The organism is Rhodoferax sp. GW822-FHT02A01, from assembly GCF_038784515.1.
In the GTDB taxonomy this organism is placed as follows: domain Bacteria; phylum Pseudomonadota; class Gammaproteobacteria; order Burkholderiales; family Burkholderiaceae_C; genus Allorhodoferax.
Map to the genome: position 1 here is coordinate 4265568 of NZ_CP152376.1, position 9988 is coordinate 4275555.

A 9988-nucleotide genomic window follows, 5' to 3' on the forward strand; every position below is an offset into this window, starting at 1 on the left:
CGCATGCAGGCACTCAACATCCGTTGGTCCGCTGGCAAAGGGCACCTCACACCCATGGGCGTGCTTCTGGCCGCTGCGGGATTGCTTTGCGCCGCGTGGGTGGCGCAGGACTATCTGCAAGCCGATGCCGAGTGGCAAACCCTGCAAGCGCGCCAGGCCCGCCAGTCGCGTGCCAGCCAGGGCAGCAAACGCAACCCGGTCAGCATCGCGCCTTTGGCGCGGGACGACGCGCAGTCGGCCTCGCAGATAGACGCGCAACTGCACCGGCCCTGGGACGCACTGCTGCGCGCCGTCGAGCGCCTCAGCACCAAGGATGTGGCGCTGATCAGCATCGAGGTGCAGGCCACCGAAGGCAGCCTGCGTTTGACGGGTGAAGCCAAGGACATGGAGCACGCGCTGGTCTATGTGAAAACATTGCGCCGCTCGCCGGAGTTGCGCAAGGTGTATCTCACCGGCCAGGAAGAGAAACTCTCGGGCACGCAAAAGGTGGTGCGCTTCTCGCTGGACGCAAGCTGGGTGGACGCATCATGAGCGGCGCACTGATCATGGCGCATATGCGCTACCAGTTGCAGCGCCACGGTTGGCCAGCGGCAGCCGGACTGTTTGTGCTGCTGGCGGCGCTGGCACTGCAACTGCTGTGGGTGGACAGCCTGCATGCCCGCAACGCTGAACTGCATCAGGAGCTGAGCGCGCAGCGTCAGGCGCAGGCGCAAAAGCCCCAGGCCAGCGAAGCCCGGGCCCAGGCCCAGGCCGCGTTCTTTGCCACACTGCCCGATGCGACAGAGGCGGTGGAAGCCATCGCGGTGCTGAACCAGGCTGCTGCGCGCAACAAGGTGTCGCTGGTCACGGCCGAATACCGCGTCACCCGCCTGGGCACCGGCCCCTTGTTGCGCTACCAGATCAGTGTGCCGCTGCGCGCCGACTATGTGCACCTGCATGCCTGGCTGGCCCAGGTGATGAATGCCTTGCCCCATGCAGCGCTGGACGAAGTCAGTCTGCGGCGCGATGACGTGGGCCAGGATCTGCTGGATGCGCATGTGCGCTTTACCGTCTTTCTGCGAGCGCCCTGATGCCAGCCGTACGTCATGTGGTGATGGGCTTGGCCCTGGTGCTGACAGTGATCGCCTCGGTATGGGACGGTCCCTGGCCGGGCACACAAGACGCCGACAAAGTGGCGGTCGATCGGCCCTTGAAGCGCATGCCTGCGCCTGACAGCGTGGTGGCACGCGCCGCAGACACTGCCAACGCGAATGTGCCGGCACCCGCAGGCGAACGTCTGCACCAGAGCAAGGCCAATCCGTTTGCCGTGCACAGCTGGCTGCCGCCCGTGGTGCATGCCAAGGCGCCTGCGCCGCCTCCACCGCGTGCACCTCCGCTGCCTTTTGCCTACATCGGCAAGATGCAGGACGGTGCCGCAGTCACTGTTTTCGTCACCCAGGGTGGGCGCAGCCATGTGCTGCACAGCGGCGACACGCTCTCTGGCTACCGGGTGGAAAGCATCACTCCCACCGACGTGACTTTTGTCTACCTGCCGCTCAATGAGAAGCAGCGTCTCACATTCGGAACTGAAAATTGAAAACCGCTCCCCATACCCTGGCACTGCTGTGCTGCGCCTGCCTGATCCTGCTGTCCGGCTGTGCCAGCAACACCGCCGTGCGCGACAGCAGGCAGCTCATGTCCGAAGGCCGCACCGATGAGGCGGTGCTGCAGTTGGAGCGCGCCACGCGCGAATACCCCGACGACCATGAGCTGCGCACCGAATATTTCCGCCAGCGCGACGTCGTAACCAACCAGTTGTTGCTGTCCGCCGATGCCGAGCGCGCTGCGCGTCATCCGGAGCAGGCGCAGGCACTGTATCGCCGCGTGCAGGCGCTGGATGCCAACAACCAGCGCGCCCGCGAGGGCCTGGCCGACCTGGTCGCGCAACAACGCCTGGATGCGCGCGTGCTGGAGGCTCAGCGGCTCGTGGAGGCTAAGGACCCGGCCGCGGCTGAACGCATTCTGCGTGCGGTGGTGAGCGAAAATCCCAACAACGCCCAGGCACGCAGCCTGCTCAATGGTCTGCGCGAGAAGGCAGCGCGCGCCGAGGTGGCCGCGCCCAGTCTGCAGCCCAGCTTCTCCACACCGCTGACGCTGGAGTTCCGCGACACGCCGATGAAGACGGTGTTCGAGGTCATTGCGCGCAGCTCGGGCCTGAACTTCGTGCTGGACAAGGATGTGCGCAGCGACACCAAGATCACCATCTTCGTGCGCAACACCAGCATTGACGACCTGCTCAAGCTGATCCTGACGACCAACCAGCTCGAGCGCAAGGTGCTCAACGGAAACACGGTGCTGATCTACCCCAACACACCGGCCAAGGCCAAAGACTATGTGGACTTGGTGACGCGCAGCTTTTACCTGGCCAACGCCGACGTGAAGCAGGCCCAGGCCATGATCCGCACCCTGGTGAAGACCAAGGACATCTTCATCGACGACAAGCTCAATCTGTTGGTCATCAAGGACACGCCCGAAGCCGTGCGTCTGGCCGAGCGCCTGATCGAGTCTCTGGACATTGCCGAGCCCGAGGTGGTGCTGGATGTGGAGGTGCTGGAGATGTCGCGCAGCAAGCTGCGCGAACTGGGCTTGCGGTTTCCGGATCAGGTGGGCTACGGACTGCTCACACCCAGCACCAGCTCGACCATCGTCAACGGCAACGTCACGCAGTCCAGCACTACGCTGGGCGGCGCGTTGGCGTCTGGCTACATCGACCTCAACAACACCAGCGGCCTGACATCCTTTGTGGCCAACCCCGGCCTGATGCTGAACCTGAAGAACCAGGTGGGCGACGGCAACATGCTGGCCAACCCGCGTATCCGGGTGAAGAACCGCGAGAAGGCCAAGATCCATATCGGCGACAAGCTGCCGGTGTTCACCACCACGTCCACCGCCAACGTCGGCGTGGCTGCCTCGGTGGCTTTTCTGGATGTGGGGCTGAAGCTGGATGTGGAGCCCAATATCTATCTGGACGACGATGTGGGCATCAAGGTGGGCCTGGAGGTGAGCAGCATCGTCAAGGAGATCACCGGACCGGCGGGGTCGCAGGCTTACCAGATCGGCACGCGCACTGCAGCCACCTCACTGCGCCTGAAAAATGGCGAGACCCAGGTGCTGGCCGGCCTCATCAGTGACGAAGAGCGCAGCAGTGCCAACCGACTTCCGGGTCTGGGCGATATCCCTGCTGTGGGGCGCCTGTTCTCCAGCCAGAGCGACTCCAAGAACAAGACCGAGATCATTCTGCTGATCACGCCCCACATCGTGCGCAACCTGGCGCAGCCCCAGGGCGTGGGTTTGAATGTGCCCGCGGGTTCGGAAAGTGCAGTGGGCTTCAAGGCGCCATTGCAGGTGAAGAAGGGTGAGCCGCGCGCGCTGTCCCTGTCGTCCTATCCGCCGGGTGGTCCGCGCGACACACCCGCGCCCAGGGCTCGGGGCGGAGCCGCTGCTGCCGAGCCGACTTCGGAGCCTGCCGAAGGGGTGCAGGACATTGCCTCCATGCCAGCGTTTGACATGACGCCCGTGGTGGTAGAGCCCGCACCGGCCACAGCGCCCGTCGCTGCACCCGAAGCTGGCGCGCCTGCAGCCATGCCCGCCTCCAGCGTGACCTTGCAACCCATGAAGCCATGACACACAGGGCGCGCGGCTTCACGTTGATCGAGCTGGTGGTTACCGTAGCTCTGGTCGGCATCCTGGCCATGGTGGCTGTGCCGCTGGGAACCTTGAGCGTGCAGCGCCTGCGGGAAGGGGAGTTGCGCAGCAGCCTGCGCCAGATCCGCGAGGCGCTGGATGCCTACAAGCGCGCCAGCGACAGCGGCCGTATTGCGCGCCGTGCGGATGGCTCGGGCTACCCGCAGACGCTGGAAGAGCTGGAAGCCGGCGTGGTGGACGCCAAGAACCCCAACAAGACCAAGATCTACTTTCTGCGCCGTTTGCCGCGTGACCCGTTCTTTGCCGATACCAGCGTGCCGGCCGCAGCCACCTGGGGCAAGCGCTCCTATGCCAGTGCGCCCGACATGCCGATGGAGGGCGACGACGTGTTTGATGTGTACTCGCACTCCGATCGCATCGGCCTCAACGGCATACCACTGCGGGACTGGTGAGATGCAGAAGAAACGGGGCTTTACGCTGATCGAGCTGATGGTGGTCATGGCCATCATTGCCATGCTGCTCAGCATTGCGGCGCCGCGCTATTTCAATCACCTGGATCGGGCGCGTGAAGCCGCCCTGCGCGAAACCCTGGCGGTGATGCGCGACTCCATCGACAAGTTCCATGGCGATACTGGTCGCTATCCCGCAGATTTGCAGGAGCTGGTGGCTAGGCATTACCTGGCGCGCCTGCCCATAGATCCCATGTCGGACAGCAGCGACAGCTGGATCACTGTTCCGCAGGTCGGCGAGCCCGGCATATGGGACGTACACAGCGGCGCCGGTGGAGAGGCTCAACCGTATGCGGACTGGTAAGCGTCAACGCGGTTTTGGCTACCTGATGGTGCTGTTTGCCATTGCAGCACTGGGGTTGCTGGCGGCAACGGCGGGCCAGGTATGGCACACCAGCGCCCAGCGCGCCCGCGAGGTCGAGCTGCTGTTTGTCGGGCAGCAATACCGTCAGGCGCTGGACAGTTATTACGCCAGTTCCGTGGGCGGGGTCAAACAGTACCCGGCGCAGTTGGAGGACCTGCTGGATGACCACCGCTCGCAGGTCCGGCTCCGCCATCTGCGACGGTTGTATGCAGACCCCATGACGGGGAGGGTGGACTGGGTGTTGGTCACGGCAGGGGAGCGCATTGTGGGGCTGCACAGCCGCTCCCAGCTACACCCGTTCAAACGCCATTTCGAAGGGGCTGACGAGGCCTTCAATGGTGCCGACAGCTACGCGCAATGGGTCTTTAGAGCAGGCACGACGGGAGGTGATCCATGAACAAGCAGGTGCGTCTGACCAGGCACGATCTGGAACATTTGGCGACCACATTGGAGGGTGCGCTCACGATTGCCAACCGGCCCCAGTTCTATCTTTGGGCGCAGGGCGCATTGCAGGGTTTCATTCCCCATGAGACGGTGTATTGCGCGTTTGGCGACATGGACAGCATGCAGTTCCGCTTCGAGACCTTCTCGCGCAGCCCGCGCAAGGTGCTGCAAAAGGGCGGCACCGATCCGGTCAAGGACTTGTTGCCCCATGTGGTTGACGACTGGCTGCGCTACGGTCGCCAGCCGCGCGTGTACTGCCCCACGTCCACCGAGCAGGTAGGCCGCCGGCAATTGATTTCCGATATGAAGAAGCTGCAGCTGGGCCCAGCCGTGGCCCACGGCCCCTCCGAGGTTCAGGGCCACTTTGGCAGTTTCTTCCTGTTTGCCGGCATGCCGCATTCGCCTGGCCCACGGGACATTCATCTGTTGCATCTCTTCATGCCCTATCTGCACATGGTGTTGTACCGCGTGCTAGGAAGGCAGACCGATGGTGTCGGCAGTGCCAGCGAGGTGCTTCCGTCGGCCATGTTTTCCAAGCGCGAAATCCAGGTGTTGCACTGGATCAAGAACGGAAAGACCAATCTGGAAATCAGCCAGATACTGGAAATCAGCCAGCCCACGGTCAAGTGCCACGTGCAAAACATCATGCGAAAACTCAATGTCACCAACCGAGCGCAAGCGGTCGGCAAGAGCGCAACGCTGCGTCTGGTGGCTCCCACCGATCAGAACTAGGGCCTGTTGCGCGAATAGGCCAAAAATTGATACAGAACTGTCTGAAAGGACTAGTGAAACCCCGTTTCTGATTGCTGTATCTGTAATGTCTGGTTCGTAAAGTTCATCCCAGTTAAGCATAGACCGCTGCTTGACGACGCAAGGGGTAAGCGGATTTCCCTAAAAGAAATCGGTAAGCCTAAGTCAACACCTTTGAAACTTATCTGGGAACACTTTTATGAAAATCAAACTCATCGCCCTGGCTGTTGCAGCCCTGGTTTCCGGCGTAGCCAACGCCAACATCATCGACGACGGTTCTACCAGCGGCAACGGCGGTCTGCTGTTTGCCGCATGGGATGGCCAAACCTCCTTCGCGCTGAACACCGGTCTGACCATCGACAGCCTGATCGCTGCCGTGTCTTCTGGCACCGGTTACAGCTTCACCGACAGCGCCTGGACCAACTGGCTGTCGACTGCAAATGCAGCCAATGTGACGTGGACCATTTTTGCCAATGACCAATTTGGTGCACAGCGTGGCATCACGACCACCGACGGCAGCAATGCTGGTGTGACCATCACCAACGGCAATGCTCGCATTGCCAATGTGGCGCGTAGCTTGTTTATCAACGAGCAGCTGAATCTGGGTGCCTTTGCTGCAGCTGGTGTGACCGAGTCCATCGTCCCCGTGAGCAGTGCTGCCTATCCTGGCAACTCTTCCTTGGGTAATGGCAATGCTGGCTATGGATATAACTTCAACAGCAATGGCACGCTGGCTAACAGCGACTATGCCAGCGGCCTGGGCGTGATCAGCATCAACACCCCCAACGCCACCACCGCCAAGTCCACCTACGCCAGTCTGAGCTACAACGGCACCGCGGCCCACGCCTGGATTTCTTCCAATGGCACCTTCTCCATCGGTACCGTGGCTGCTGTTCCCGAACCCGAAACCCTGGCCATGCTGCTGGCAGGTATCGGCATGATCGGCTCCATCGCCCGCCGCCGCAACCGCGCCGCCTAAGTGCTCTCCCCATCCTTGCAGTCTCGGTGCTGCAAGGATGTTTCCGCTCTCCCAACCTTCCTTGATCGAGATACAAAATGAACTTCACCAAAATCGCTATTGCAGCTTCCATTGCTGCTTCCGCTTTCTCCGCCCAGGCCGCTCTGCCTGCCGGCTCCGCAGCTGAGACTCTGGTTAACGCCGCCAACACTTCCGGCCAGATCGTTTTCATCTCCGGTGCATCCGCTGTGCAAAAGGGCTTTGACGCTCTGGTGACCAATCTGCTGAACAATGTTGTGTACTTCAACAACGATGGCACCACCGCCCTGAACGGCTCCGGCTACGTGGCCGTGGCTGGCAACCTGAAGGCTGCCGCTGGCGCCTGGCCCGCTGGTTCTGCCGTGATCGTGATCTACCGCAACAGCGGTGGCTCCATCTACGGTGTGAACTCTGTTGCCCGCGCAGAATCCATCACCTCCCTGAACGTGACTGCAGCGACCTGCGGTGCATCCGGTGCTGGCACCACTGCCGCTCCCTACAAGTGCGACAGCGTCAACCGCGTGCCGGATGCTGGCATGTCCGACGTGGCCCCTATCTTCTTCACAGCGCCTGTGAACACCGAAGGTGAAACACCCGCCACTGCACTGACCACCGCAGAGCGCGCATTGCTGACCTCCAAGCCCATGTATGCACAGGCCTTTGGCATCCCCGTGACCAAGAATGTGGAAGCCACTGCCAAGTTCAACCGCGCTACCGTGGCCGCCATCATGTCCGGTCAGGTCGTGGACTGGTCCAGCGTTGCTGGAACCACAGTCGGCGGTGACATCGTGATCTGCCGCCGTACCCCCGGTTCCGGCACTCAGGCCGTCATGAACATGTGGGCTGGCAACTATCCCTGCAGCAGTTCTGCAACGCAATTGCCTCTGAACCGCGATGACTCTGCCGCTTGGGATCCTGTCGCACGCAAGTTCACCGTTGCCAATGGCGCAGGCAGCGCTATCGTGATCGAGAACGATTCTTCCGGCAATGTGCGCACCTGCCTGGACAAGGCCGTAACTGGTGGCTCCTACACCGCCAAGGACCGTGATGGCAACCCCGTGACCATCGACTTTGGAACGCCTGGTGATGGCACATTCCCCACCGGCGGTTACAAGGCCATTGGCGTGTTGTCCCTGGATAGCATTGGTTCTTCCCTGACCACCGGCAACTGGCAGTTCCGTTCGCTGGACGGCGCAGGTCAGATCACCGGTGACGGCCTGAGCACCACTGTGGGCCCTGTCACCTCCGGCACCGGCACCTTCCCGACCGTGGCTGCCCTGACAACGGGTGACTGGGCCATGCAGGGTTGGACCAGCTTCAACATCCCCACCGCACGCACTACCGGCGCCAAGCTGGCCTTTGTAAATCAGTTCCTGGCTTCGGCCCAGAGCCCCGCCGTTCTGGCTGCTGTGAAGGAAACCAAGTGGACCGCCGCTGCCATCCCCAATGGCTCCAACGCCAGCGCCCAGACACTGAACGTGTCCTATGCAGGTGGCAACCAGTGCGCTCCTCTGAACCGCAACTACTGATCGGTTGAGGTCCAAGCCCTCGGCCTAGCCTGGCGGGGGTTTCGAAAGTACAGGCGATACGCAGGTCACTGCGTATCGCCATTTGTTGTTTTACCCGGGTGAGCGGGGTAGGGGAAAATTTTGATGCGATTGATTGGCTGCATGCGCACACTTGTCTTTTGCCTAATGGCTCTGGTGCTGAGCAACGCGCAAGCAGAGGACGCAGCCCGGTTTGATATTTTTGAGTATCGGGTGGATGGTGTAAGTCTGCTGCCGGTGGCCGCCGTGGAGCGTGCCGTATATCCCTATCTGGGTGAGCAGAAGACGCTCGCCGATGTGGAAGAAGCGCGCACGGCATTGGAGAAGGCTTACCACGATGCTGGCTACCTGACTGTGGTGGTCTCCATCCCCTTGCAGAAGGTGCAAAACGCCGAAGTGGCACTGGCGGTGACCGAAGCCCCCGTGGGCCGCCTGCGTGTGGTGGAGTCGCAGTATTTCAGCCTGGGTGAGATCAAGGCCCGGGTGCCCGAACTGGCCGAGGGCAAGGTTCCTCAATTCGACCAGGTACAAGAAGAACTGGCCACACTGAACCGGGGCGCCGACCGCCGCGTCAGCCCCATCTTGCGGCCTGGCAAGGAGCCGGGCACGGTGGAGGTGGAGCTCAAGGTGCAGGACGATTTGCCCTTCCATGGCAGCGCGGAACTCAATGACCGCCACAGCGAGGGCACCACGCCAACGCATGCTGCCGTCTCCATGCGCTGGGACAATATGTGGGACCAGCAGCACAGCCTGGGCGTAGCCTTGCAGGGCGTGCCCGAGCAACCCAATGAAAGCCGGGTGCTGTCACTCAATTACAACTGGCCGCAGCGCAATGGCGACATGCTGGCACTGTATGCGGTGCATACAACTTCAGATGTGGCCCTGACCGAGGCTACCAATACCGCGGGCATTGGTGATATCTACGGATTGCGCTACATCGCCAACCTGCCCAGTGGCGCCGACTACTACCAGACTGCCACCTTGGGAGTGGACTACAAGGACTTCAACCAGACCGTGTCGCAGTTGGCCAGCGGCAGCTTCAACACACCCATTGCCTACATGCCCTTCACCCTGGGCTGGGATGGCACCTTCAATGGCACGATGCGCGAGACCCGGTTGAACGTGGGCTTCAACTTCCATGTAATGGGCCTGGTCGGTACCGACCAGCAGTTTGCCGACAAGCGTTTCAAAGGCCGCCCCAACTACTCCTATCTTCGCGGTAGTTTTTCGCACAAGGAGTCCTGGGAGAAGGGCACAACCGTGCAGGCGCGTGGCAGCTGGCAGCTGGCAGGTCAGGCGCTGATATCGAATGAACAGTTTTCCATCGGCGGTGTGGACACGGTACGTGGCTATTACGACTCGGCCGCCTCGGGCGAGACGGGCATGGCGCTCACGCTGGAAGCCGTTACCCCCAATTTGTTGACACCCGCCAATGCATCGGATGCGCCATCGTGGGTGAGTGATGTGCGCCTACTGGCGTTTGCCGACCAGGGCTGGGTGACAGTGGTGGACCCGCTGTTTGCCACCTCCCGTTTTGAACTAGGCAGCTACGGCCTGGGACTGCGCGTGAACGGCGCGCGCGGCCTGAGCCTCACCTTGGACTGGGCCATTGCCCAGAACCATATCAATAGCACGCAGCAGGGCGACAACCGCCTGCATTTCCGACTCGCCCAAGAGTGGTGATTGCCCAAGC

The 9988-nt window shown here is 61.9% G+C and carries 11 protein-coding genes; all 11 read left to right on the top strand.

The genetic code is table 11. From position 1 onward, the window contains the following. Positions 1–3: 3 nt before the first annotated feature. The 11 genes from AAGF34_RS20310 to AAGF34_RS20360 all read left to right on the top strand — a co-directional run bounded on the left by AAGF34_RS20310 (position 4) and on the right by AAGF34_RS20360 (position 9978). Positions 4–531 (top strand): PilN domain-containing protein, encoded by a 528-nt coding sequence (locus tag AAGF34_RS20310; RefSeq protein ID WP_342617520.1) that lies wholly within the window; start codon positions 4–6, stop codon positions 529–531. Beyond that, positions 528–1070, top strand: a complete 543-nt coding sequence (locus AAGF34_RS20315; RefSeq protein WP_342617521.1) for a hypothetical protein — start codon at positions 528–530, stop codon at positions 1068–1070. The genes AAGF34_RS20310 and AAGF34_RS20315 overlap by 4 nt, the downstream gene beginning before the upstream one ends. Then, entirely contained in the window at positions 1070–1576 is a 507-nt protein-coding gene (locus tag AAGF34_RS20320; RefSeq protein WP_342617522.1) for a hypothetical protein, read from the top strand. The genes AAGF34_RS20315 and AAGF34_RS20320 overlap by 1 nt, the downstream gene beginning before the upstream one ends. Then, positions 1573–3663 (top strand): secretin N-terminal domain-containing protein, encoded by a 2091-nt coding sequence (locus AAGF34_RS20325; protein WP_342617523.1) that lies wholly within the window; start codon positions 1573–1575, stop codon positions 3661–3663. The genes AAGF34_RS20320 and AAGF34_RS20325 overlap by 4 nt, the downstream gene beginning before the upstream one ends. Beyond that, on the top strand, positions 3660–4136 hold the full coding sequence (locus AAGF34_RS20330; protein ID WP_342617524.1) for a type II secretion system protein: 477 nt from the start codon (positions 3660–3662) through the stop codon (positions 4134–4136). Before AAGF34_RS20325 ends, AAGF34_RS20330 begins: the two co-directional genes overlap by 4 nt. 1 nt (position 4137) lies before the next feature. Beyond that, positions 4138–4497, top strand: coding sequence for a prepilin-type N-terminal cleavage/methylation domain-containing protein (locus AAGF34_RS20335; protein WP_342617525.1), 360 nt, complete (start codon positions 4138–4140; stop codon positions 4495–4497). Beyond that, positions 4484–4954 (top strand): type II secretion system protein, encoded by a 471-nt coding sequence (locus tag AAGF34_RS20340; protein ID WP_342617526.1) that lies wholly within the window; start codon positions 4484–4486, stop codon positions 4952–4954. Before AAGF34_RS20335 ends, AAGF34_RS20340 begins: the two co-directional genes overlap by 14 nt. Beyond that, positions 4951–5733: an XrtB/PEP-CTERM-associated transcriptional regulator EpsA gene (gene epsA / locus AAGF34_RS20345; protein ID WP_342617527.1), complete on the top strand. Its 783-nt coding sequence runs from the start codon at positions 4951–4953 to the stop codon at positions 5731–5733. The genes AAGF34_RS20340 and epsA overlap by 4 nt, the downstream gene beginning before the upstream one ends. Before the next feature lie 217 nt (positions 5734–5950). Next, a complete protein-coding gene (locus tag AAGF34_RS20350; RefSeq protein ID WP_342617528.1) occupies positions 5951–6730 on the top strand; it encodes a PEP-CTERM sorting domain-containing protein in 780 nt (259 codons plus the stop codon). 77 nt (positions 6731–6807) lie between these two features. Beyond that, on the top strand, positions 6808–8277 hold the full coding sequence (locus tag AAGF34_RS20355; RefSeq protein WP_342617529.1) for a hypothetical protein: 1470 nt from the start codon (positions 6808–6810) through the stop codon (positions 8275–8277). A gap of 141 nt (positions 8278–8418) precedes the next feature. Next, positions 8419–9978 carry a ShlB/FhaC/HecB family hemolysin secretion/activation protein gene (locus AAGF34_RS20360; protein ID WP_342617530.1) on the top strand — a complete coding sequence of 520 codons (1560 nt, stop codon included), beginning with the start codon at positions 8419–8421 and terminating at the stop codon, positions 9976–9978. The last annotated feature ends 10 nt before the right edge of the window (positions 9979–9988 follow it).